Origin of the sequence: Amycolatopsis lurida (assembly GCF_900105055.1) — a bacterium.
GTDB classification, from domain to species: Bacteria; Actinomycetota; Actinomycetes; order Mycobacteriales; family Pseudonocardiaceae; genus Amycolatopsis; species Amycolatopsis lurida.
Map to the genome: position 1 here is coordinate 7,029,558 of NZ_FNTA01000004.1, position 23,686 is coordinate 7,053,243.

The 23,686-nt window shown below is 68.6% G+C and carries 21 protein-coding genes; 17 read left to right on the top strand and 4 right to left on the bottom strand.

The window, feature by feature from the left end:
* Nucleotides 1-50: 50 nt before the first annotated feature.
* Nucleotides 51-560, top strand: coding sequence for a DinB family protein (locus tag BLW75_RS38345; RefSeq protein WP_034319222.1), 510 nt, complete (start codon nt 51-53; stop codon nt 558-560).
* On the opposite strand, the gene BLW75_RS38350 is transcribed toward BLW75_RS38345, so the two are convergent.
* A complete protein-coding gene (locus BLW75_RS38350; RefSeq protein WP_034319411.1) occupies nt 547-1,332 on the bottom strand; it encodes a DUF1295 domain-containing protein in 786 nt (261 codons plus the stop codon). The genes BLW75_RS38345 and BLW75_RS38350 overlap by 14 nt on opposite strands.
* On the bottom strand, nt 1,332-2,603 hold the full coding sequence (locus BLW75_RS38355; protein WP_034319219.1) for an SAM-dependent methyltransferase: 1,272 nt from the start codon (nt 2,601-2,603) through the stop codon (nt 1,332-1,334). The genes BLW75_RS38350 and BLW75_RS38355 overlap by 1 nt, the downstream gene beginning before the upstream one ends.
* Nucleotides 2,604-2,690: 87 nt before the next feature.
* On the opposite strand from BLW75_RS38355, the gene BLW75_RS38360 reads away from it, so the two are divergent.
* From BLW75_RS38360 to BLW75_RS38410, 11 genes are all read left to right on the top strand, one after another.
* Nucleotides 2,691-3,968, top strand: coding sequence for an NAD(P)/FAD-dependent oxidoreductase (locus BLW75_RS38360; protein WP_034319216.1), 1,278 nt, complete (start codon nt 2,691-2,693; stop codon nt 3,966-3,968).
* A gap of 5 nt (nt 3,969-3,973) precedes the next feature.
* Complete coding sequence (locus tag BLW75_RS38365) at nt 3,974-4,702, top strand: DUF1365 domain-containing protein (RefSeq protein WP_034319408.1); 729 nt, start codon at nt 3,974-3,976, stop codon at nt 4,700-4,702.
* Nucleotides 4,695-5,303 carry an ECF RNA polymerase sigma factor SigK gene (sigK, locus tag BLW75_RS38370; RefSeq protein WP_034319213.1) on the top strand — a complete coding sequence of 203 codons (609 nt, stop codon included), beginning with the start codon at nt 4,695-4,697 and terminating at the stop codon, nt 5,301-5,303. The genes BLW75_RS38365 and sigK overlap by 8 nt, the downstream gene beginning before the upstream one ends.
* The gene (locus BLW75_RS38375) at nt 5,300-6,070 is read left to right on the top strand and encodes an anti-sigma factor (protein WP_034319210.1); all 771 of its coding nucleotides are present in this window, start codon (nt 5,300-5,302) and stop codon (nt 6,068-6,070) included. The genes sigK and BLW75_RS38375 overlap by 4 nt, the downstream gene beginning before the upstream one ends.
* Before the next feature lie 250 nt (nt 6,071-6,320).
* On the top strand, nt 6,321-7,643 hold the full coding sequence (gene ftsZ, locus BLW75_RS38380; protein WP_034319208.1) for a cell division protein FtsZ: 1,323 nt from the start codon (nt 6,321-6,323) through the stop codon (nt 7,641-7,643).
* Nucleotides 7,644-7,719: 76 nt separating this feature from the next.
* Complete coding sequence (gene pgeF / locus BLW75_RS38385; RefSeq protein WP_034319204.1) at nt 7,720-8,427, top strand: peptidoglycan editing factor PgeF; 708 nt, start codon at nt 7,720-7,722, stop codon at nt 8,425-8,427.
* Nucleotides 8,424-9,155 (top strand): YggS family pyridoxal phosphate-dependent enzyme, encoded by a 732-nt coding sequence (locus BLW75_RS38390; protein ID WP_034319201.1) that lies wholly within the window; start codon nt 8,424-8,426, stop codon nt 9,153-9,155. The genes pgeF and BLW75_RS38390 overlap by 4 nt, the downstream gene beginning before the upstream one ends.
* Nucleotides 9,156-9,237: 82 nt before the next feature.
* Nucleotides 9,238-9,852, top strand: a complete 615-nt coding sequence (locus BLW75_RS38395) for a cell division protein SepF (protein WP_034319198.1) — start codon at nt 9,238-9,240, stop codon at nt 9,850-9,852.
* A 114-nt stretch (nt 9,853-9,966) separates the two neighbouring features.
* Complete coding sequence (locus BLW75_RS38400) at nt 9,967-10,242, top strand: YggT family protein (protein WP_005155180.1); 276 nt, start codon at nt 9,967-9,969, stop codon at nt 10,240-10,242.
* Nucleotides 10,243-10,296: 54 nt separating this feature from the next.
* A complete protein-coding gene (gene wag31, locus BLW75_RS38405) occupies nt 10,297-11,157 on the top strand; it encodes a DivIVA-like cell division protein Wag31 (protein WP_034319194.1) in 861 nt (286 codons plus the stop codon).
* A gap of 94 nt (nt 11,158-11,251) precedes the next feature.
* The gene (locus tag BLW75_RS38410; protein WP_034319192.1) at nt 11,252-11,821 is read left to right on the top strand and encodes a hypothetical protein; all 570 of its coding nucleotides are present in this window, start codon (nt 11,252-11,254) and stop codon (nt 11,819-11,821) included.
* Here BLW75_RS38410 and BLW75_RS38415 read toward each other — a convergent pair.
* Entirely contained in the window at nt 11,818-13,626 is a 1,809-nt protein-coding gene (locus BLW75_RS38415) for an FUSC family protein (RefSeq protein ID WP_034319188.1), read from the bottom strand. The two genes, BLW75_RS38410 and BLW75_RS38415, sit on opposite strands and share 4 nt — an antisense overlap.
* Nucleotides 13,627-13,902: 276 nt before the next feature.
* Between BLW75_RS38415 and BLW75_RS38420 the strand changes: the two genes are divergently transcribed.
* Complete coding sequence (locus BLW75_RS38420; RefSeq protein WP_034319184.1) at nt 13,903-15,159, top strand: HNH endonuclease signature motif containing protein; 1,257 nt, start codon at nt 13,903-13,905, stop codon at nt 15,157-15,159.
* 112 nt (nt 15,160-15,271) lie between these two features.
* Here BLW75_RS38420 and BLW75_RS38425 read toward each other — a convergent pair whose 3' ends face one another.
* Nucleotides 15,272-15,823 (bottom strand): hypothetical protein, encoded by a 552-nt coding sequence (locus tag BLW75_RS38425; RefSeq protein ID WP_034319181.1) that lies wholly within the window; start codon nt 15,821-15,823, stop codon nt 15,272-15,274.
* A gap of 465 nt (nt 15,824-16,288) precedes the next feature.
* On the opposite strand from BLW75_RS38425, the gene ileS reads away from it, so the two are divergent.
* The 4 genes from ileS to BLW75_RS38445 all read left to right on the top strand — a co-directional run bounded on the left by ileS (nt 16,289) and on the right by BLW75_RS38445 (nt 23,586).
* A complete protein-coding gene (gene ileS, locus BLW75_RS38430; RefSeq protein ID WP_034319179.1) occupies nt 16,289-19,456 on the top strand; it encodes an isoleucine--tRNA ligase in 3,168 nt (1,055 codons plus the stop codon).
* A gap of 207 nt (nt 19,457-19,663) precedes the next feature.
* Complete coding sequence (locus BLW75_RS38435; protein ID WP_034319176.1) at nt 19,664-21,268, top strand: penicillin-binding transpeptidase domain-containing protein; 1,605 nt, start codon at nt 19,664-19,666, stop codon at nt 21,266-21,268.
* Nucleotides 21,269-21,311: 43 nt separating this feature from the next.
* Nucleotides 21,312-21,995, top strand: coding sequence for an ArsR/SmtB family transcription factor (locus BLW75_RS38440; protein WP_034319173.1), 684 nt, complete (start codon nt 21,312-21,314; stop codon nt 21,993-21,995).
* A 112-nt stretch (nt 21,996-22,107) separates the two neighbouring features.
* The gene (locus BLW75_RS38445) at nt 22,108-23,586 is read left to right on the top strand and encodes a potassium/proton antiporter (protein WP_034319170.1); all 1,479 of its coding nucleotides are present in this window, start codon (nt 22,108-22,110) and stop codon (nt 23,584-23,586) included.
* The last annotated feature ends 100 nt before the right edge of the window (nt 23,587-23,686 follow it).

A 23,686-nucleotide genomic window follows, 5' to 3' on the forward strand; every position in this document is an offset into this window, starting at 1 on the left:
CGGGTAACTCGTTGGCGGATCATCCGAGGAAACCGGCAGACTGAACCACCATGACCGACGAACCGAAGCGCCCCGAACCGCCGCTCACCGGCGACGAGCGCACGCAGCTGAACGGCTTTCTCGACTTCCTTCGCGCCACCGTCGTGTGGAAATGCTCCGGCCTCACCGACGAGCAGGCCCGCCGTCCGCTCGTCCCCAGCGAACTGACCACCGTCGCCGGTCTGCTCGGGCATCTGACCCTCGTCGAGCAGTACTGGTTCAACGTGGTGCTCAACGGGCAGGAGGACGTCTGGAAGGAGGCACTGGAGACCGATCCGGACGCCGAGTTCCGGGTCGCCATGCAGACCCCGATCGAGCAGCTGATCGCCGCCTACGAGGCCGAGTGCGAGCGGAGCCGCAAGATCGTCGCCGCGATGGGGCTCGACGACGAGGTCCCCTTCCGCGGCGATCGCAAGGTCAACGTCCGGTTCGTGGTCGCGCACATGATCGAGGAGACCGGCAGGCACGCCGGCCACCTCGACCTGTTGCGCGAACTGACGGACGGTCTCACCGGGGAGTGACGCGGCGAGGGGGCAACGGGAAGAACCCGCTGGTCCGCTCGACGTACGTCGCGTATCCCGGCCGGGAACGCCGTAAACCCTTCTCCAGCAGAGGTTTTCCGGTTCCCCTGGCCAGCGTGTACGTCATCGCGATCGGCGACAGGATCGTCGCCGCCCCCACCCAGCTCGCACACGCCAGCAGGTACAGGCCCCACCACACGCACGCGTCGCCGAAGTAGTTCGGATGCCGGGTGTAACGCCACAGGCCGCTGTCGAGGACCTTCCCCTTGTTGTCCGGGCCGGCCTTGAAGCGCCGCAGCTGCTCGTCGCCGATCGTCTCGAATCCGAAGCCGATCAGCCACAGGGCGACGCCGAGCCACGCAGTCACCCCGAAGGTGTCGCCGTACATCGCGAACTGGACCGGCAGCGAGACGAACCAGAGCACCACCGCCTGGACCAGGTACACGCGGACGAAGAGCTTGAGCGCCGGATTCTCCCCGGCGCTCTCCGCCATCCGCACGTAGCGCGGGTCTTCGGGCAGCTTGTGGTTGCGCAGGTGCAGGTGGACGCCGAGGCGCACACCCCAGATCGTGGTCAGCAGCGCGGTGACGAGGCGCAGCGCCACCGACCCGTCCCCGAGCGGCGCCGCCACCAGCGCGACGATCGCGAAGCCCGGCCCCCAGAATGTGTCGACGGTGTCATACCGCTTGCGCCACCGCGCGATGCCGAAGGTGACGACGAAGGCCAGCAGCGTCGCGCCCGCCGTGATCGCGAGGGTCCCGCCGAGCGGCATCAGGACCACTCCCGGGTGGCGGGCAGCGCGCTCAAGCCCTCGTCGGAGGTGCGGACCGCCAGGATCTGGTCCACGCCCATCCGGTTCTCCTCGAACGCCAGCGCCCCGCCGACCAGGTACAGCCGCCAGACCCGCGCACCGGATTCACCGATCAGCGCGACGACGTCGTCCCAGTTGCTCTCGAGCGTCTTCTCCCAGGCCCGGACCGTACGCACGTAGTGCTCGCGCAGCGCGTGGACGTCGCGGATCTCGAACCCGGCGGTCTCCAGATGCCCGAGCGTGCGGCTCAGCGGCCGCATCGTCATGTCGGGGGCGATGTAGCGCTCGATGAACGCGCCGCCGCCGGGGGCCACCGCGCCGCGGGACATCTGCTGCAGGACCAGCCGTCCGGTGGGCTTGAGCATCCGGTACAGCGTCCGCGTGTACTCGGGGTAGTTCTCTTCGCCGACGTGTTCACCCATCTCGATGGACGCGACCGCGTCGAACGGCTCGCCTGCCAGCTCGCGATAGTCCTGCCGCCGGACCTCGACCCGATCCTCCAGATCGTGCTGGACGAGGCGGCCGCGGACGTGCTGCAGCTGTTCCGCCGACAGGGTGATCCCGACGGCCTGGACCCCGTGGTGTTTCGCCGCGTGGACCAGGAGCGAGCCCCAGCCGCAGCCGACGTCGAGGAGCCGCATCCCCGGGCGCAGGCCGAGCTTGCGGCAGATCAGTTCGAGCTTGTCCCACTGGGCCTGTTCGAGGTCGTACCCCTCCTCCTCGGACGTCCAGTACGCCGAGGAGTAGGCCATCGATTCGTCCATCAACAGCTGGTAGAAGGCGTTGCCGAGGTCGTAGTGGTGCGCGATGGCCGACTTGTCGCGAAGCAGCGTGTGCAGCTTCCCGGACAGCCGGGCCTCCTCGGCGGGCGGTGCGGGCGGCGGCCCGACGACGCCGAGTCCCACCGCGAGCCGGAGCGCCTCGGCCCATTCGCGCGGGCCCAGCTTCGCACCGCGCACGGCACCCGAACGGGTCAGCGCCCAGATCCGGCGGAATCCGTCGGCGAGGTCGCCATCGACATCGAGATCACCTGAGACGTACGCCCGGGCCAGGCCCAATTCGCCGGGCGCGTAGAGGAGACGGCGCAGGGCTCGGCGGTTGCGGAGTACCACGGTCGGGGCATCCGGCGGACCGGCGCGTACGCCGTCCCAGGTACGCAGGCCGACCGGAAGAGAGCCGCCGAGGAGCCGCTCGACGAACGGGACTAGGCGCGACACGGGACTGTTCGGCATAGTCGTGATTCGCTCCTGGACCGGAAAGGGATGGGTCGGATGCCGAGCCGGTTCACGAGATCCAATCCTCGTCCGAGCCGGCTCCGAATGCTTCACGTGCACACCAAGGGTCAACGCATCGGAGTCATCGGCAGCGGCGTAGCCGGCCTCACGGCCGCGTACCTGCTGCAACGCCGCCACGAGGTACTGCTGTTCGAAGCCGACGACAGGCTGGGCGGGCACGCGCACACCCACGACGTCCCGAGCGCGCACGGTGGCACCGTCGGCGTCGACTCCGGGTTCATCGTGCACAACGAACGTACCTATCCGAATCTGCTGCGCCTGTTCGCCGAACTGGGCGTCGGCACCCGGGACACCGAGATGTCGATGAGCATCCGCTGCGACGGCTGCGGTCTCGAGTACGCCGGCGCCAAGGGACTGAAGGGCTTGTTCGCCCAGCCGCGCAACGTCGCACGCGGCAGCTATCTGCGGATGCTCGCCGAAGTCAAACGCTTCCACCGGCACGCGAAGCGCGTCCTCGAAGCGCCCGAGGCCGGGGACGTCACCCTCGGCGCTTTCCTCGCCATCGGCGGGTACACGAAGTACTTCGTCGACCACTTCATGCTCCCGGTCGTCTCGACCGTCTGGTCCGCCGACCGCACCGACACCCTGAAGTACCCCGCGCGGTACCTGTTCGAGTTCCTGCGCAACCACGGCATGCTGTCGATCGGCGGGTCCCCGAAGTGGCGCACCGTCGCCGGCGGCTCCCGCGAGTACGTCGAGCGCACCGCCAAACAACTGACCGCCGTGCACCTGTCGACCCCGGTCCGCTCGGTCAAACGCACCGCGCGGGGGATCGAGGTCCGCGACGACGCCGACACCCGGCATCGGCTCGACAAGGTCGTTCTGGCCACGCACGCGGACCAGGCGCTGAAGCTGCTCGCTTCGCCGACCGAGGCCGAGCGCGAGGTGCTCGGCGCGTTCCAGTACTCCAGCAACGAGGCGTGGCTGCACACCGACACCAGGGTGCTCCCGGCGGCGGACTCGGCGCGGGCGGGCTGGAACTACGCCACCCCGTTCTGCGGTGCGGGCCAAGGCGCGGTCCAGGTGTCCTACGACATGAACCGCCTGATGCGGCTCGACGAACCGACCGGCTACGTAGTCACGCTCAACCCCGGCACTGGGCCCGAAGCCGGTTCGGTGCTGGCCAAGATGACCTACGAACACCCCGTCCACACCCCGGAATCCGTGGCCGCCCAGCGGCGCCTGCCCGAGCTGAACGAAGACAAGGTCGCCTTCGCGGGCGCGTACCACGGCTGGGGATTCCACGAGGACGGCTGCGCGTCCGGTGTCCGCGCGGCGGAGAGCTTCGGGGTGCGCTGGTGACCGTCATGGCCGTGCTCTACGACTCCACGGTGGCGCATGTCCGGCGCACCGATCCGCCGATCTCGTTCGCCCACCGGATCTACCTGTGGTTCGTCGACCTCGACGTGCCGCCGAAGCTGCCGTGGTGGCTGCGGCCCTTCGCCCGTTTCGACCCGCGAGATCACTTCGCGCCCGAGGACACCTCCAGCATCAGGTCCAAATTGGACCACTGGCTCGCCGCGCGCGGCGTCGACCTCCGCGGCGGCCGGGTGCTGATGCTGGCCGGCGCGCGGATGCTCGGCCACAACTTCAACCCGATCACCCTGTACTGGTGCCACCGGCCGGACGGGGGACTCGAATGCGTCGTCGCCGAGGTCCACAACACCTACGGCGGCAGGCACGCGTACCTCCTGCGGCCCGACGCGGACGGGAACGCCTTCGCGGACAAGGAGTTCTACGTCTCGCCGTTCCAGCCGATGGACGGCGAGTACCGGATGGAGGTGCCAAGGCCGGGGTCGCTGCTCTCGGTCAAGATAGCCCTCCGTCGTGACGGGCGGACGCCGCTGACCGCGTCGCTGCGCGGCGTGCGGCGGCCCGCCACCGCCAAGTGGCTGACGCACATGCTGGTGACCCGTCCGCTCATGCCGCATCGGGTCTCCGCGCTGATCCGGCGGCATGGGGTCAGACTGTGGTTGAAGAAGGCTCCGATCACCCGGCGGACGCCGCAGACGGCCGGAGGCACGCTTGATGGATGAATCGGCACGCCCGCGCCGGATGGCGCCCGTTCCCGGTGAAGGCGAATCGGCCGGTCCGACGGCCGAGGAGCTGCTCGTCCGGGTCGCGAAGGGCGACGAGCGCGCCTTCGACGGGTTGTACGACCAACTCGCCGGTCCGGTCCTCGGCCTCGTGCGCCGGATCCTCCGTGACGCCGCGCAGTCCGAAGAGGTCACCCAGGAGGTCATGGTGGAGCTGTGGCGCACGGCCACGCGCTACTCCCCGGAGCGGGGGAGCGCGCTGAACTGGGCCATGACGCTCGCGCACCGCCGTGCCGTCGACCGCGTCCGCTCGGCGCGCGCCAGTTCGGACCGCGAGGTCAAGGCGACCTTCGAAGCCGCCCGTGCCCGGCCCTTCGACGAGGTGGCCGAGGCGGTCGCGGCCCGCTGGGAACAGTCGCAGGTACGCCGCTGTCTCACGAGCTTGACCGAGTTGCAACGGGAATCCGTGCTGCTCGCCTATTACCAGGGTTATACCTATCGCGAGGTCTCAGAGGTGCTGCAGACCCCGCACGGAACCATCAAGACCCGGCTCCGGGACGGCCTGATCAGGCTCCGGGACTGTTTGGGGGTGACGGCATGACCATGCCCGAGATGCACACGCTCACCGGCGCCTACGCCGTCGACGCGCTGTCCGAAGTGGAGCGTGCCCAGTTCCAGCGGCACCTCGCCGAATGCGCGTCGTGCGCGCAAGAGGTCCTCGAACTGCGGATGACCGCGACCCGGCTCGGTGCCGCGCTGGCCGAAGACCCGCCGCCCGAGCTCAAACGCCGCGTGCTCGCCGAGGCGATGGCGACCAGGCAGCAGCCGCCGGAGACGCGGTTCGGCGCCGGGGAGCGCGTCAAGGACCGGCGTCGCGCCCCGCGCTGGGCGATCGCCGCGGTCGCGGCGGCGGTCGTCGGGCTGGCGGGCACCGCCGTGTTCGGCGGGATCGCCTACGACAACCACTCGCAGCTGACCGCCGCGCGGGAGCGGGCGGCGGAGTACGCGGACCGGTACGCCCCGGTCGCCGACGTCCTTTCGGCCGCCGACCTCCGGACCGGGCACGCCGAGACCTCGGCGGGCGGTGGCGGGACCGTGATGATGTCGCGCTCGAAGGACCGGCTGGTGTTCATGGCGGCGCAACTGCCGGCGAACGAACCGGGCCGGATCTACCAGGCCTGGCTGATGTACCCGGGCACCGCGCCCAAACCCGCCGGGCTCATTTCCGGTGGTCAGGACGGTGCGCTGCTGGTCGCCGACGGTCTCGGCGGGGCCGAGAAGTTCGCGCTCAGCGTCGAACAGGCGGGCGGATCACCGACGGGATCGCCGTCGAAGGACGTCGTCATGGTCATGTCCATGCCCACCTGATCTCCGCCTTTACCAGGCCGCCGTTCGCCGCCGCGAGCGGGTCTCGCTCTTGCGCCCGCGAACATGTTGTGGCAAAACACCTTTGCGACACACGGCGTGGCTACTGGATTCGAGCCAGCCTGGTGCATACCGTCCTGCTTCAACGTCGGCAGTTGACATAACTCTCAATCTGAACTTCAGCTCGAGGGTTCGGTCCAGGCTCAGCGACCGGCGGGCAGCACGAGCACACACGATCAGGAAGGCGGCTCCGATGACGCCCCCGCACAACTACCTTGCGGTGATCAAGGTCGTCGGTATCGGCGGCGGCGGAGTGAACGCCGTGAACCGCATGATCGAGGTCGGCCTCAAGGGTGTCGAGTTCATCGCGGTGAACACCGACGCGCAGGCACTGCTCATGTCCGACGCCGACGTCAAGCTCGACATCGGCCGGGAACTGACCCGCGGCCTCGGTGCCGGCGCCGCCCCCGAGGTGGGGCAGAAGGCCGCCGAGGACCACCGCGAAGAGATCGAAGAGGTCATCAAGGGCGCCGACATGGTGTTCGTGACCGCGGGTGAGGGCGGTGGCACCGGCACCGGTGGCGCGCCGGTCGTCGCCCAGATCGCCCGCAAGCTCGGCGCGCTGACCATCGGCGTCGTCACCCGCCCCTTCACCTTCGAGGGCAAGCGCCGCAGCAAGCAGGCCGAAGAGGGCATCCAGCAGCTGCGCAACGAATGCGACACCCTCATCGTCATCCCGAACGACCGGCTGCTGCAGCTGGGCGACATCGGTGTCTCGCTGATGGACGCCTTCCGCTCGGCGGACGAGGTCCTGCTCTCAGGTGTCCAGGGCATCACCGACCTGATCACCACGCCGGGTCTGATCAACCTGGACTTCGCCGACGTCAAGAGCGTCATGTCCGGCGCGGGCTCCGCGCTGATGGGCATCGGCTCGGCGCGCGGCGAGGGCCGGGCGATCCAGGCGGCGGAGAAGGCGATCAACTCGCCGCTGCTGGAAGCGTCGATGGACGGAGCGCACGGCGCGCTGCTGTCGATCGCGGGCGGGTCGGACCTCGGCCTGTTCGAGATCAACGAGGCCGCGTCGCTGGTGCAGGAATCCGCGCATCCCGACGCCAACATCATCTTCGGGACGATCATCGACGACTCGCTCGGCGACGAGGTCCGGGTCACCGTGATCGCGGCCGGTTTCGACGCCGGCACCCCGACCCACAAGAAGCTCGACCCGCCGGCGTTCGGCTCCCGGTCGAACTCGACCGCGTCCGCACAGGCCGGTCAGGTCAACGGTGGCGGGGCGACTCCGGTGCAGAGCCCGCCTTCGGGTGCCACGCCGGTGCCGTCGACCGGTTCGAACGGCTACCCGGTCGCGCCGCCGCGCACGCACACGCCGATGCCGTCCTCCCGAAGCGAGGGCAACGGTTCGATGACCGGCGGGCTCCCGCAGCCCGGCGGCGGTTCGCGCGGCTACTCGCCGATCGGGTCGAACTCGAACCACGGCAGCCTGCCCGGTCGCGCCACGCCGGTGCACGACGACCCGTCGGACGACGAGGTCGACGTTCCCCCGTTCATGCGGCGGTAGTTCTCGCCAGTACGTTCCGTGAAGGCCTCCTTGACCACTGTCGAGGGGGCCTTCACTCAGGTCTAGGAGGAAACGCGTGCGGGTACGGCGGATTGTCACGACCAGAGCGGGCGGGGCTTCCCGGCCGCCTTACGACACCTTCAACCTCGGTGATCACGTCGGTGACGACGCGGGCGACGTCTACGCCAACCGCAAGCGCCTCGCCGCCGAACTCGGCCTCGCCGAGGACAGGCTGGCGTGGATGGAGCAGGTCCACGGCCGGACCGCCACCGTCGTCGACGGTTCGGAGACCTCCGCCGCCGAAGCGACCGACGCGCTCGTGACCGCCGAACCCGGCCTTGCGCTCGTGGTGCTCGTCGCCGACTGCGTACCGCTTCTGCTGGCCGACGCCGAAGCCGGTGTCGTCGCCGCCGTCCACGCGGGCCGCGTCGGCGCCAGGGTCGGTGTCGTCCCCGCCGCGATCGAGGCGATGCGTTCGGTCGGCGCCGAGCCGGCCCGCACCGAAGCGCTGCTCGGCCCCGCGATCTGCGGCGACTGCTACGAAGTCCCCGCCGAAATGGCCGCCGACGTCGAGAAACACGTGCCGGGCAGCGCCTGCAAAACCCGCAAGGGCACGCCGGGGCTCGACCTGCGCGCCGGGCTCTGGCGGCAGCTGGCCGACCTCGGCGTCGGCAAGATCGGCGTCGATCCGCGCTGTACCAACGAAGACAAAACGCTCTTCAGCTTCCGCCGAGACGGCACCACCGGCCGGATCGCGGGCATCACGTGGCTGGACGCGTCGTGAGCGACACCCGGCGGGACGAACTCGCCGCCTCCCTCGCCGAAGTGGAAGAGCGGATCGCCGCCGCGTGCAAGGCCGCCGGCCGCGCCCGCGACGAGGTCAAGTTACTCGCGGTCACCAAGACCTTCCCGGCTCTCGACGCCGCGCTGCTCGCCGACCTCGGCGCGCTCGACCTCGCCGAGAACCGTGATCAGGAAGCCGGCGCGAAAGCCGAAGAGGTCGCCGGTCTCCGCCCGGACGCCCGGATCCGCTGGCATATGGTCGGCAGCCTGCAGCGGAACAAGGCCAAATCGGTCGTGCGCTGGGCGGACGAGGTCCAGTCCGTCGACTCCGAGCGCCTCGCCGACGCACTCGCGAAGGCGACCAAGTCGGCGCTGGATTCCGGGCAACGCGATCACCCGCTGGACGTCCTCATTCAAGTAAGTCTCGATGACGATCCGAAGCGCGGGGGCATTCGGTTGAGCGAAGTGAGCCATTTGGCGGAGCGGATAGCCCATGTGGGTGATATTCGCCTCCGAGGGCTTATGGCGGTGGCGCCGCTGGGTACTGATCCCGCGGAGGCGTTCGGGAAACTCGCTCGTGCGTCGGAGCGTCTACGGGAAGAACACCCAAATGCCCGTGAGATCTCCGCCGGAATGAGCAATGATCTCGAGCAGGCGATCACGCACGGCTCGACCTGTGTGCGTGTCGGAACCGCGTTGCTCGGTGGGCGCGGTTTAGCCTCGCCCTAGGGAATACCGTCTCGTCGTTACGGGGAGTGGCGGCGAGGGCGGGGGAGTACGGTGCGGGACGCGGCTAAGGCTAGGGAGAGGCATGAGCGCGCTGCAGAAGCTGAAGGCCTACTTCGGGATGGTGCCCGCGGACGAAGACGGCTATGACGTCGAGGATGACTACCGCCGAGGCTATGCCTCAAAGGAATATGTCGACGACGAGTACGACTACGACGATGAGCCACCGGCCCGGTCACGGGGTGGACGTTACCGGGACGTCGATGACACGTATGACGAGCCCGCGCCGCGGCCTCGGTCACGCTCCGTGGCCAGCCCGGAGCCTGCCGTCCACGGAGCACTGGCGATCGACCGTCAGCCGGAGCCGGTCGCGCGGCTGCGGCCGGTCACCGAGCCGGTGCGTCCGCCGGTGCGTGACCCGTTGAGCCGGATCACGACGCTCCACCCGACGAGCTACGCGGAAGCGCGGGCGATCGGGGAGCACTACCGGGAGGGCATCCCGGTGATCATGAACCTCACGGAGATGGAGAACGCGGACGCGAAGCGTCTCGTCGACTTCGCCGCGGGGCTCGCTTTCGCGTTGCGCGGATCGATGGACAAGGTCACCAACAAGGTGTTCCTTCTCTCACCGCCCGATGTGGATGTCACCGCGGAAGACCGCCGACGGATTGCCGAAGGCGGATTGTTCCTGCGCGGCTGATCACCCGGTGACCGTTGAGCGCAGCCGGATGTGATTTTGTCGACTCATCGCCATCCGCGGCCCGTCAACTGCGTCTTTTGACGTGAGGCATGGCAGAGTGGTTACGTGAATGCTGTGTTGCTGGTCGTCTGGTACGTGCTGTTCGCCTTCTGGCTCCTGCTGACGGCACGGATTGTCGTCGAGCTCGTGCGTGCTTTCGCTCGCGAGTGGCGTCCTGCCGGAGGGGTTGCGGTAACGCTCGAGACCATCTACACAGTGACCGACCCACCGGTTCGTCTGTTCAGACGAATCATCCCGACCGTACGAATCGGCGGCGTCGGACTGGACTTATCGATTATGGTGCTGCTGTTGGTTGTGTTCTTCGCGATGCAGCTGGCAACGCCAGGGTGATTTTCGGGGAAGCCCCGGTGGACCTGCAGGCCATGGAGTGCGTGAGGTGATCTGATGTCGTTGACCCCCGCTGACGTGCATAACGTCGCGTTCAGCAAGCCGCCCATTGGCAAAAGGGGCTACAACGAGGACGAGGTGGACGCGTTCCTCGACCTGGTGGAGACCGAGCTTGCCCGGTTGATCGAGGACAACAACGAGCTGCGGCAGCAGGTCGAACAGCTCGACAACGAGCTCGAGACCACCCGTGGTGAGCTCGAGAACGCCAAGGCCGGCGCCGTCGGCCCACCGCCGCAGGTACGCGACGAGCCGTCGCGCCGCCTGGCGCCGGTGCCGCCGCCGCAGTCGGCGATGGAGCAGACCCAGGCCCACTCGATGGTGCCGGACAACGGGGAGCCCAACGTCCAGGCCGCGAAGGTGCTCGGGCTGGCGCAGGAAATGGCCGACCGGCTCACCGCCGAGGCCAAGACCGAGTCGGACGGCATGCTGGCGGAGGCCCGGACCAAGTCCGAGCAGCTGTTGTCGGACGCGCGGTCCAAGTCGGACTCGATGGTGAACGAGGCGCGCACGCGCGCCGAGACGATGCTGAACGACGCGCGAACCCGTGCCGAGACCTTGGAGCGCCAGGCGCGCGACAAGGCGACGACCATGGAGCGCGAGGCTCAGCGCAAGTACACCGAGACCATGAACAACATGAACGCGGAGAAGGGCTCGCTGGGCAAGAAGATCGAGGAGCTGCGCACGATCGAGCGGGAGTACCGCACGAGGCTGCGCGGGTTCCTCGAGTCCCAGTTGCGTGAGCTCGACGACCGTGGTTCGGCCGCTCCCGCGTCGGCGTCTTCGTCGAACTCGGGGCAGTCCTCGTCCTCCGGTGGCGGACAGGGCTACTCGTTCGGCCCTCGGGCCGAAGCGGGCTGATCCCGGCCCCGCCTGATTTCTACCCAGTGGAACGGCCTCGGCACTCTCCGGAGGGTCGGGGCCGTTTCGCTTGGCCCTCGTGTTGTAATTCACCGTGCTCTACATCGTCCTGGTACTGGTACTGGCGGCTCTGGGGCTGCTCGTCGCGGCGCTCATCACCGCGAACTCCCTGTGGGCTTGGATCTCCATCGGTGTCTCCGTCGTCGCGGGGTTGCTGCTCCTCTTCGACCTGCTGCGGCGCCGGAAGAAGCGCGCTCCCGTCGAGGAAGAGGCGGAGGACCCGGGCGAAGACGCCTCCGAAGACGCCGAGGCCGCCGAGCCCGCCGAGGGCGAGGAAAAGAAACCCGAGGACGTCGAGCAGACCGTCTTGATGCCGGCAGCCGGTGAGCTGGGCGACGAGGAAGAGGTTCCGGACCCTCAGCGCACCGGCGACCCCGGCGAAGAGAAGAGCGACCCCGAGGATGTGGCGGTCGTCTCCGAACTCGAGACCGAGGTCGTGGTCGTCGACGAGTACCCGCGTTATCACGTGACTTCGTGCGAATGGCTCGAAACCCGGGACACGATCCCGCTCGGCATCGGCGAGGCACGGCAGCTCGGCTTCACGCCGTGCGCGCTGTGCACGCCCGACGCCGAGATCGCCGGACAGCACCGCCAGAAGGCTTAGAGCTTCTGGGCCGCTTCGCCGACCGCCACGACGTCGGCGGCGATCGTGTCGAGCACCAGGCGCTGCTCCTCGTCCGCGTCGTGAGGCACCTGGATCTCCGCTGGCTCTACGGTCCCGAGCGTGCGCGCCGCCTCGTCGACGGCGTCCGCCGCTCCGGCCGAACCGGGCCGCAGCAAGAGCGACGACGCCGTGACGGACAGGCCGCGCAAGGCTTCGGCCGCGTTCTCCAGCGCGTCCCGCTGCCCGGGTGCGGGTTCCTTGGTGCCCGGCTCCGCGGTTCGCAGGCCGTGATGCGCGACCGCGGCGGCACGGAACTCACGGCCGAGCGTCCGCGGGTCGACGTTCTCGCCGCGCAGTTTCCGCGCCACCGAGCCGAGCAGCGCGCGGGTGGCGCCGACGGCGGTCTCGAACCGTTCCGCCGGGCCGGGTTTCGGCACGCCGGGGATCGCGGCGAAACCGAACAGCAGGGCGATGGCGCCGGCGAGCACCATCAGGAGCAAGTACTCGACGAGTACGTAACGCGGGTCCAGATGTCGGGTGGTCGCGTTCATACCGACCGACATCAGGACCATACAGCCGTTGAAGATCGCCGGACGCGTCTGCATGACCGAGAACCCGCCGAGTAGCGCGACGAGTCCGATCGGCAGCAGAAACCCTTGCGGCAGAAGCCAAAGAACGAGAGTGAGCACGACGGCGCCGCCGAGTGAGCCGCCGATGCGCTGCCAGGCCTTGCTGAGGCTGTCCCGCCATTCCGGTTGCATGATGGCGAAGGTGCCGAGCAGGAACGACACGGTGAGCGGGTCGCCTGGCCGGAAACCGGCGACCACCAGCGCCAGCCCGACGCCGAGCCCACAGCGGAGCGCGTGCCGGAACTGCGCCGACCGCCAGGAGAACGCGCCGCTCAACTCGATTCTGCGCAGTTCTTCGCGAAGTCCTTTCGGAACGTCCACACGCGACTCGTCACGTTCGGCCGTCGCGGTCCGGATGGTCTCGAGAGCCTCCCAGAGCGCGGTGACGAGCCTCGCCGTGGCGCCCGGAAGCCCAGTGGGTTCCTTGCGCCGTACCGGTTCGACTTCGTCCGGTGCGCCCGGGCTCCGGACGGCGTCGGCGAGCCTGGCGGCTTCTTCTCTGGCGGCGTCGAGCGTTTCACCGATTTCTTCGCTGTCCAGTCGTCTCCGCCGGATCTCCAGCAACCCGGTCGCCGCCCGATATCGGAACATGCCGCCGAGGACTCGGCCGGTCCAGCGACGAGGCCGATCCGCGAGCCAAAGCCTGGCCGCGCGCTCCTGTATTTCGGATGTACCCGTCGCGAGCGCGTCGGCCAGCGCGTCCCGGGTCGGCTTGGCGGGATCTTTCGCGCCCATCAACGCCCGCAACAAGATCACGACGCCGACCGCGAGCGCGGGCGCGCCCAGGATCTGCCCGGCCGACGCCGTTCCGGTCAGCTGGAAGCCGTATCCGAACAACGACGCCATCCCGAGCCCCAGCCCGACCGTGACGAATCGTTCCCCGAGCACGGGCAACAGCCCGGCGACGACCACGATCACCATCAACAGCCCGATCGCCGCCCACTGAGACACCGCGCCCAGCAACCGCGGCACCCCCACCGCGAGGATCAGCGCGGGCGCGAACCACGCCAGCAGCCGCAGATCCGCCCAGAGCGGCCCACCGACCGCCGCCATGAGACAGAAGAGCGCGGTGAGGGCCGCCAGGACGGCCGCGTTGCCCAGCCCCAGGAGGAATCCGAGGCCGCTGACGCCGCCGAGGACGACCAGCAGGACGATGAGGAGTCCGGGCCCTTTCATCGGGCCTCGCAGAACGACATGACCGTCAACATAGAGGCGGCGGTGGGGACGGCAACTCGGGCCCTGGTGGAGGGATGGGTGGTCGTGCCGGTAACTCGCGGCGAGTCGTGGGAAGGCAATTCGCGTCCTGAGGCTATCTGATGTTTATGGGCGTCTTCGCGTTCTTAAAGGCGCTTCGCCGCTTAAGGGCCCCTTCGCCAATGTTATTTTGGCCAATTTTCTTTGCTGGGCCGTTTGAGCTAGCTCATGTGTTCGAGTGAGGGTAGTTTTGGGGTCATGGCCAGCGATGATGCATTCCAGGGGACGTCCACCGATTGGTGGCGCGTCGATACCGCGACGCTGCATGCCCGTAAACAGGAACTGGAAGTCTTGAAGCGGCGGGCGGATGCGGAGCAGAACGCGATCCTGGCGGAAATCAATTCCCGTGGGGTGCGCGGATGCAGCGGGCATTCGACCTTGGCGGCATTGATATTCGAGGACTTCCTGGTGACCGACAAGGAAGCTTCCGCCCGCGCCGACCGCGTCCTGGCCCTGCACTCCGGCCCCTCGATCGGCGGTGAGGCTGAACCACCGCTGGCCCCGTTGACCGCTCAGGCTGCTGCGGAGGGCGCGATCGGCGGGTCGCAGGTCGACGCGATCATCCGCACCCTGGCCCGTATCCCGTCCAGCGTGCCGGAGGAGGAGGTGAGGGCGGGGGAGGCGATCCTGGTCGAGTTGGCTCGTCGGGCGGGGCCGCGGCAGATCGCCCGCGCCGGACGGCGTCTGCTGGACGAACTCGACCCCGACGGGAAAGAACCCCGTAACGAGGACCCGAAGGACACTCGGCCGGAGTTGCGGTTCGTCAAGCACCGCGACGGCACTCTCGGCCTGAAGGGCACCCTCGATCTGGAGACCTATGCCCGGTTGAAATCCGATCTGGATCCGATGGCCAAGCCGCATAAGGCGATCGACGGGCTGCGGGACTCCCGCAGCCAGGACGAACGCTATGGGGACGCGTTCACCGACTATGTGCGGTTGAAGACGACCAGCCGTAACCTTCCCGGCCAAGCAGGCGAGGCGACCCACATTTTGGTCACCATGTCCTACGACGACTTGATCCGGGATATCGGCGAGGCGCACCTGGATCTGGTGGGGCCGATCAGCGCCACCGATGCCCGCATCCTCGCCTGCGACGCCCGCGTGCGACCGGGTGTTCTCGGCACCGCGGGCGAGCCCTTGGACATCGGCCGGTCGAAACGGACCGTGTCCCTGGCCCAGAAATACGCGCTCACTCTCCGCGACGGCGGTTGCGCGTTCCCGGGCTGCGACATGCCCGTACCGCGCTGCACCGCACACCACATTGTCTTCTGGCGGCACCACGGCGAAACGAAGATCGACAACCTCGTGTTGCTGTGCACCAAACACCACCGCCTCATCCACCACAGCGAATGGAAAGTCCAGATCGCCCAAGACGGACTGCCAGAGTTCACCCCACCCGCCTACCTCGACCCCACCGGGACGCCGAGACGGAACACGATGCACCTCAGGACATAGGCCGAACCCCGAAGCTTTCGAAGTCGAGTCGCGCCGGTGCCGCCTCGCCGACCCCGCTTTGCAGGACCAGAGGCCGGCTCGAGACCGTATAACGCCCTACACGCCCAGGCTCTCAGAAGGCTGCGGGGTGGACTTGTCGCGCCGTGTTCCAAGGGACACGTTCAAACGCGACAAGATCAGTAAAGGCAAGGACCGATTCGTCGAGCCGTTGGAAGATCAGCCCGCCCTCGTGCGTCTCCTCCAGTTCGCCCGCGACCAGCGCCAGCGGCCGTGCCCCGATCCGGAAGTGAACTTCGGCCAGGAAATGCCGCTCGGGGAAGACAGTGACGCGATCGATCCAACCGGTGGGCAACTCGGGAAAGGACCGCCAGCGATAGATCCCGTTCCAACGGCCGTCGTCATACGCTTTGTCCGACGAGTGGCCGTGGAGGCCGAAGCCGTCGTCGTCCTGGTAGGTGCCGATCTCCACCGCGGTGCCGTCGTCCAGCCAAGTCTGAAGCCAGTACAGCTGAAGGCAAGGAACGTCGGGGTCGGCGAAGTGCGGGCCGGTTCCCGCAGCATCTTCCCGCAGTGCCAGCTCCACGCCGGCCCATCTGTCGACCCGCTTGCCGCCCAGGGCCGTGAAGGTGGGTGTCTGTCCGGCGAGCCGGCCTTCTCGCGTCATGCCCGCAGTATCGCTAAAACCGTCGACCTCTCACTGCGCATTGCCGCCGGCTTCGAGGGAGGCGAGCCTGGGCCGAATTCCTCGGAGGGGCGACGGGGCTCGTCGAGAAACCGTCACCACGCGCCATCCCTCGGAGCTTCGCGATCGTCCCCACTGCGGGGGAAGCCGGAGCCGGCACACGAACGATAAGCCCACCCCGGACAACCCGGTTGCCCCCGCGCGCTACCCTTGAATGAACTGGCACCGATCCGGCCATCACCGGGGAGCCTCCGGAAGAACAGGGCCCAGGCCCTCAGTAGAACCGGACGGGTACGGCCCGTCACAGCCGTCGAATGAGCGGCCCAGCCGGAACACCAACCGGCCGGGCAAGCGGGGTGGTACCGCGGAACGCGCCGGAAACGGCCGTCTCGTCCCCGTGTGGGCGCGAGCCCGTACGAGTGAGACGAACCGCGAGGAGCACCGAAGATGTATCCCAAGGCACAGATGGACGGCGAGACCGGCGTCCCGTCCCAGCCTTCGTTCCCCGAGTCGGAAAAGCGCGTCCTCGCGTATTGGGAATCCGATCGGACCTTCCAGGCCTCGATCGACGCTCGCGACCCCGGCGTCAACGGTTCGAACGAGTACGTCTTCTACGACGGACCGCCGTTCGCCAACGGTCTCCCGCACTACGGTCACCTGCTCACCGGGTACGTGAAGGACCTGGTGCCCCGTTACCAGACCATGAAGGGCAAGCGCGTCGAGCGCCGCTTCGGCTGGGACACCCACGGCCTGCCCGCCGAACTCGAGGCCATGCGCCAGCTCGGGATCACCGAGAAGTCCGAGATCGACGCGATGGGCATCGACGTCTTCAACGAGGCCTGCCGCGAGTCCGTGCTGCGCTACACCGGCGAATGGCAGGACTACGTCACCCGCCAGGCCCGCTGGGTCGACTTCGACAACGACTACAAGACGCTCGACCTGTCCTACATGGAGTCGGTCATCTGGGCGTTCAAGCAGCTGTGGGACAAGGGCCTGGTCTACGAGGGCTACCGCGTGCTGCCCTACTGCTGGCGCGACGAGACCCCGCTGTCCAACCACGAGCTGCGGATGGACGACGACGTCTACGCCAGCCGTCAGGACCCGGCCGTCACGGTCGGTTTCCGCTTGGAGGGCAACGACAACGAGCTCGACGGTACCTATCTGCTGATCTGGACCACGACGCCGTGGACGCTGCCGTCCAACCTCGCGACCGCGGTGCACCCGGATGTGCGGTACGTCGTGGTGGAAAGCGACGGCAAGCGGTTCCTGCTCGCCGAAGCGCGCGTCGCCGCGTACGCCCGCGAGCTCGGTGAGGAGGGCGAATTCAGTATTGTCGGGCACTACACCGGCACCGAGCTGCTCGGAACCCGTTACGCCCCGCCGTTCCCGTACTTCGCCGGGCACGAGAACGCGCACCGCGTGCTGTCCGCGGACTACGTCACCACCGAGGACGGCACCGGTGTCGTCCACATCGCGCCCGCCTACGGTGAAGAGGACAAGGTCGTCACCGACGCGGCGGGCATCGTCCCGGTCACGCCGGTGGACGCGCAGGGCAAGTTCGACGCGACCGTCTCGGATTACGAGGGCCAGCAGGTCTTCGACGCCAACCCGAACATCATCAAGGATCTCAAGAACGGCACCGGTTCGGCCGGCCGTCAGGGCGCGGTCCTGCTGCGTCACGAGACCTACGAGCACCCGTACCCGCACTGCTGGCGCTGCCGCAACCCGCTGATCTACCGCGCCGTCTCGTCGTGGTTCGTCGCGGTGACCGAGTTCAAGGACCGGATGGTCGAGCTGAACCAGCAGATCACCTGGTACCCGGAGAACGTCAAGGACGGTCAGTTCGGCAAGTGGCTGGAGAACGCCCGCGACTGGTCGGTCTCCCGCAACCGGTACTTCGGCACGCCGATCCCGGTGTGGCAGTCCGACGACCCGGCGTACCCGCGCACGGACGTCTACGGCTCGCTCGACGAGATCGAGCGTGACTTCGGCGTGCGGCTGGAGAACCTGCACCGGCCCTTCATCGACGAGCTGACCCGGCCCAACCCGGACGACCCGACCGGGAAGTCCACCATGCGCCGGATCGAGGACGTGCTGGACGTCTGGTTCGACTCGGGTTCGATGTCGTACGCGCAGGTGCACTATCCGTTCGAGAACACCGAATGGTTCGAGCACCACTACCCGGGCGACTTCATCGTCGAGTACATCGGTCAGACCCGCGGCTGGTTCTACGTCCTGCACGTGCTGGCGACCGCGCTGTTCGACCGGCCGGCGTTCCGCACCTGCATCTCGCACGGGATCGTGCTCGGCTCGGACGGCCAGAAGATGTCCAAGTCGCTGCGCAACTACCCGGACGTCAACGAGGTCTTCGACCGCGACGGCTCCGACGCGATGCGCTGGTACCTGATGGCGAGCCCGATCCTGCGCGGCGGGAACCTGGTCGTCACCGACAAGGGCATCCGCGACGCCGTCCGCCAGGCCGTGCTCCCGCTGTGGAACTCGTACTACTTCCTGGCGCTCTACGCGAACGCCGAGGGCGTGGAAGGCCAGTGGCGCACGGATTCGAAGCACATCCTCGACCGGTACGTGCTGGCGAAGACGCACGAACTGGTGACCGACGTCGAGCACGCGCTCGACACCTACGACGTCGCCGGTGCGTGTTCGACGGTCCGTGACTTCCTCGAGGTGCTGACGAACTGGTACGTGCGCCGGTCGCGTGACCGGTTCTGGGCGGGCGAGCAGGACGCGATCGACACCCTGCACACCGTGCTGGAGGTGACGTCACGGGTGGTGGCACCGCTGCTGCCGCTGACCACCGAGGTCGTCTGGCGCGGGCTGACCGGCGGCCGTTCGGTGCACCTGACCGACTGGCCGAACGCGCTCGACCTGCCCGCCGACGCGGCGCTGGTGACGGCGATGGACCGGGTGCGCCAGGTGGCGTCTTCGGCGCTCTCGCTGCGGAAGTCGAACAAGCTGCGGGTGCGGCTGCCGCTGGCCAAGCTGGTCGTCGCCGCGCACGAGGCCGACTCGCTGCGCGACTTCACCGACATCCTGCGCGACGAGGTCAACGTCAAATCCGTCGAGCTGACCACGGACGTCGCCGCACACGGCGGTTTCGAGGTCGCGGTGAACGCCCGCGCCGCCGGACCGCGGCTGGGCAAGGACGTCCAGACGGTGATCAAGGCCGTCAAGGCCGGTGAGTGGACGACGTCGGAGAGCGGCGCCGTCGTGGCCGCCGGGATCGAGCTCGTCGAAGGCGAGTACGACCGGCGTCTGGTCGCCAAGGGCGGTGGCGCGGCCGCGGAGCTGCCCGGCGGCGCCGGGCTGGTGCTGCTCGACACCGAAGTGACCGACGAGTTGGCGGCCGAGGGCTTGGCCCGTGACCTGGTCCGGGTCGTGCAGCAGGCCCGCCGCGACGCCGGGCTCGACGTCGCCGACCGGATCGCGCTGACGGTCGACGCGCCGGAAGAGGTGGTCACGGCCGCGAAGACGCACGAGGAGTTCATCGCGTCGGAGACGCTGGCGACTTCGGTGGCCTACGGCGATGTCGCCGATGGCTCGGCCGGGACGGTCGGTGAGGGCACGAAGGTGACCGTGGCGGTCACCAAGGCCTGACCCTCGCAAGCGACATGAAAGGCCCCTTCATGGCAAATTTTGCTATGAAGGGGCCTTTCGTCGCAGTCGCGAGGTGCCGATCACCGGGATCACGAAACGGATTCGGATCAGCCGCTTTCCCGTCCGAAGCACGCCTTGCGCGAGGGAAATCGGCAGGCTGGCGCCCGGGGCGCGCGAGGGGCGCGCCGTATGGGGGAGAGCGAATCCATGAGTCCTGCCCGGAAAAGAGGCATCCTGATCGGCGCCGCGCTGGCGGTCGTCGCCGTCGTGGTGGCCGCGGTGGTGCTGCTGGTCAAGGAGGACCGGGCGCCCGCGGCCGCCGTCGGCCCGGGGGAGTCCACCGCGAACCCGCAGGACAGCCCGGCGCAGGTCGCCACCCGGTTTCTGCGGCTGTTCGACACGGGTGACCTGACCACCGCCCCGGTCGACGATCCGGCGGCGGCCACGGCCGCGTTGACCGGGACGCGAAACGCTCTCAGCGGGGCCTCGGTCAAGACCTCCCTAGGCGAGGTCCCGACGACGCCGGGTGACGCGACCTCGACGTCGGCCACCTTCCACACCGCGTGGACTTTCGCCGGCAACAGCGTCTGGAAATACGAAGGCAAGCTGGACCTGGTGCGCAATGCCGGGAAATGGGTCGTCCGCTGGGCGATGTCGGTGATCCACCCGAAGCTCGAAGCCGGGCAGCGGCTCGCCGTCGCTCCGGTTTCGGCCAAACCGATCGTGGCCGACCGCGACGGCAAGGCCCTCGTCGGCGGTGACGCGGCGGGTGTCGCGCCGATCCTGCAAGGCGCGTTGTCCAAGGTCGCGTCCGAGCAGAACGGCGGCACCGGAACCCCGGCCACCGTCACCGTGTCGCGCGTCGACGCCTCCGGCAAACCGGTCGAAACGCTCTTCGGGCAAGCCGTCGAGACCGACAAACCGCTGGCCTCGACGGTGAGCGTGGCCTCCCAGACCGCCGCCCAGAAAGCCGTCGACGGCTTCCAGGGGCCGGCGATCATCGTCGCGATGAAGACGTCGGGTGAGCTCCTGGCGGTCGCGCAGAACGGCGCGGCCGGGAACCGGCCGGACGCGCTCAACGGCTTGTATTCGCCGGGTTCGGCCTTCAAGATCGCCACGGCGACCGCGGCGTTGCAGCAGGGCGGCGTCACCGCCGACTCCCCGTTGGCCTGCCCGGGCAGTGAACAGATCGGGACCCGCACCCTCAAGAACGACAACGGGTTCGACCTGGGGACCGTCTCGTTGAAGACGGCGTTCGCCGCGTCGTGCAACACGACCTTTGGGCGGCTTGCCAAGCAGCTGCCCGCGGACGGTCTCGCGAAGGCCGCGAGCCAGTTCGGCCTCAACGCCGACTTCGAGATCCCTGGGCTCGCGACGGAGACCGGGAAAGTGGAGCCGTCCGGCAGCGGTGACGAGCAGGTCGAAGCCGGGATCGGGCAGGGGAGGGTTCAGGTCAGCCCGCTGGGCGCGGCGCTCATGGCCGCGACCGTCGCCACCGGGAAACCGGTGGTCCCGAAGCTGTGGCAGGGACTGGAGACCAAGGTCAACGCCGGATATCAGGCACCGCCGGCCGGGGTGCTGAACCAGGTCCGCGCGATGATGCGCGAGGTCTGCACGACTGGGACCGCGAAGGCGCTGAAGGGCAGTGGAGCGGTCTTCGGCAAGACCGGGACGGCACAGTTCGGATCGGGTGCGGACGCCAACGGCTGGTTCGTCGGCTACCGCGGGGACGTCGCTTTCGCCGTCATGCTCCAGGGTTCCAATGACTCCAAACCCGCGGTGCAGCTGGCGGCGAAGTTCCTGGCGGGCTGACGCTTCGGCGGTCACCGAACCGTGGGTCTTCTACGGTGAACGCATGGAGACGATCGCCCTGGCCGAAGTCGCGGCCGTGCTCGCCGATCCGAGCCGCGCGTCGATGTGTCTCGCGCTGCTCGACGGGCGAGCTTGGACGGTGACCGAGCTGGCGGGCGCGGCCGGAGTGGCCGCGTCGACGGCGAGCGAGCACGTGACGAAGCTGGCCGAGGCAGGCTTCGTCGTGCGGGTCAAGCAGGGGAGGCACAGTTACGTCCGGATAGCCGACCCCCGGGTGGCGGAACTGATCGAGCATCTGGCGCAGCACGCCGAACACCGGCCGGTGAAGGGGTTACGGTCGTCGGTGCGGGTGAAGCGGCTCGAGTTCGCGAGGACCTGCTACGACCACCTCGCCGGGACGGTCGGGGTCGCGCTGCGGGACGGGATGCTCGCCGCCGGGTTGATCGACGACGCGGGCGGCCTGACGCTGACCGGTCGCGGACGGGAGGTGCTCGACGCGCTCGGGGTGGAGATCGACGACGGGCGCCGCCCGATGCTGCGCGACTGTCTGGATTGGACGGTCCGGCGTGATCATTTGGCGGGCCGGGTGCCCGCGGCGTTACTGTCTCACGGAGTGGGCGCCGGCTGGTTGTCCCGTGAGGGCAACCGCGCGGTGAAGGTCCTTCCCGCGGCGGAAAAGCCGTTCGCGGTACTCGGCGTCGACCTGGTGGCCCTGCGCAGTCCCTAGTGGACAGTCTGTAACACAGGTTGCCCGGGCGCTTTCCGACCGGTACACGAACGTGTGACGAGCACCGCCTCACTATTCTGGAGCCCTCACGGCGACCGGAACGGGAGGCGACATGGAGCAACTCCCGCTCATCCTCGGCACCGGTGGCGCCGTGCTTCTCGTCGCCGTGATCGCCGTCCGGGTGTCGATCCGCGTCGGTCTTCCTTCGCTGCTGCTGTATCTGGGGATGGGGGTCCTGCTCGGCGAAGCCGGGTTCGGCATCCAGTACGACAACCCCGAGCTCACCCAGTCGCTCGGCCTCGCCGCGCTGGTGATGATCCTGTCCGAAGGGGGCCTCACCACCCGGTGGTCGGCCGTGAAACCGTCGCTGGGCATCGGAATCGCACTGTCCACAGTGGCCGTTGTGGTGAGTATCGCGGTCACCGGCGCCGCCCTGCACTGGTTGCTGGGCCTGGACTGGCGGATGGCGTTGCTGTGGGGCGCGGTACTGGCCTCGACCGACGCCGCCGCGGTCTTCTCGGTGCTGAGATCCGCGGGGATCGGCAAGCGGCTCGTCGGCGCGCTGGAGATCGAGTCGGGGATCAACGACGCCCCGGCCTACATCGCCGTCGTCGTCCTCGCCGAGGGCGCGACCATCGACTGGTCGCTGCCGCTGCTGGTGGTCTACGAACTCGCCGCCGGGCTGGTGATCGGCCTGGCCTTCGGCTGGGGCGGGGCGTTCGCGTTGCGCCGGGCGGCGCTTCCCGCCACCGGTCTGTACCCGCTGGCCACGGTCGCGGTCTGCGTCGTGGCGTATTCGAGCGGGCAGCTCGCCCACGCGTCGGGCCTGCTCGCCACCTACGTCGCGGCCCTGGTGCTGGGGAACTCGAAGCTGCCGCACCGCTCGGACACGCTGTCCTTCGCCGAAGGGCTCGGCTGGCTCGCGCAGATCGGCCTGTTCGTGTTGCTCGGCCTGTTCGCCTCGCCGAGCAGGATCTTCGAAAGCCTGGTCCAGGGCCTGGTCGCGGGCGCGGTCGTGCTGCTGCTCGCCCGCCCGCTGTCGGTACTGCTGTCGGCGCTGCCATTCAAGATCCCCTGGCGAGAACAGGTGTTCCTGTCCTGGGCCGGGCTGCGCGGGGCGGTCCCGATCGTGCTCGCGTTGATCCCGCTGTCGTCCGGCGTGCCGGGCGCGCAGGAGCTGGTCGACGCGGTGTTCGTGCTGGTCATCGTGTTGACGCTGCTCCAAGGGGCCACGCTGACCCCGCTCGCGAGAATCCTCGGGCTGGCCCAGCACGCCGAGGCGCACGAGATCGACGTCGACTCCGCGCCGCTCGACGAGATGGGCGCGGAACTCCTGCAGGTCCGGATCCACAAGGGATCGAAGATGCACGGCGTGTACCTGGCCGAGCTGCGCCTGCCGGTGGGGGCGACGATCAGCCTCCTCGTCCGCGACGGCTCCGGCTTCACGCCGAACAAGAACACCCGGCTTCAGGAGCACGACCAGTTACTCGTCGTGACCACCGCCGAAGCCCGTGACGCGGCCGAACGACGCCTGCGGGCCGTTGACCGCGCGGGCCGTCTCGCCAGGTGGAAGGGCGAATCCGGCCAGTAGGTCACGAACCGCCACCAGCTGTTCGTCGGTTGATCTCAGAAACTTCTTCCCATTTGTACTCCTTTTGGATTACTTTCCCCGCAATCGACTCCATCGAATG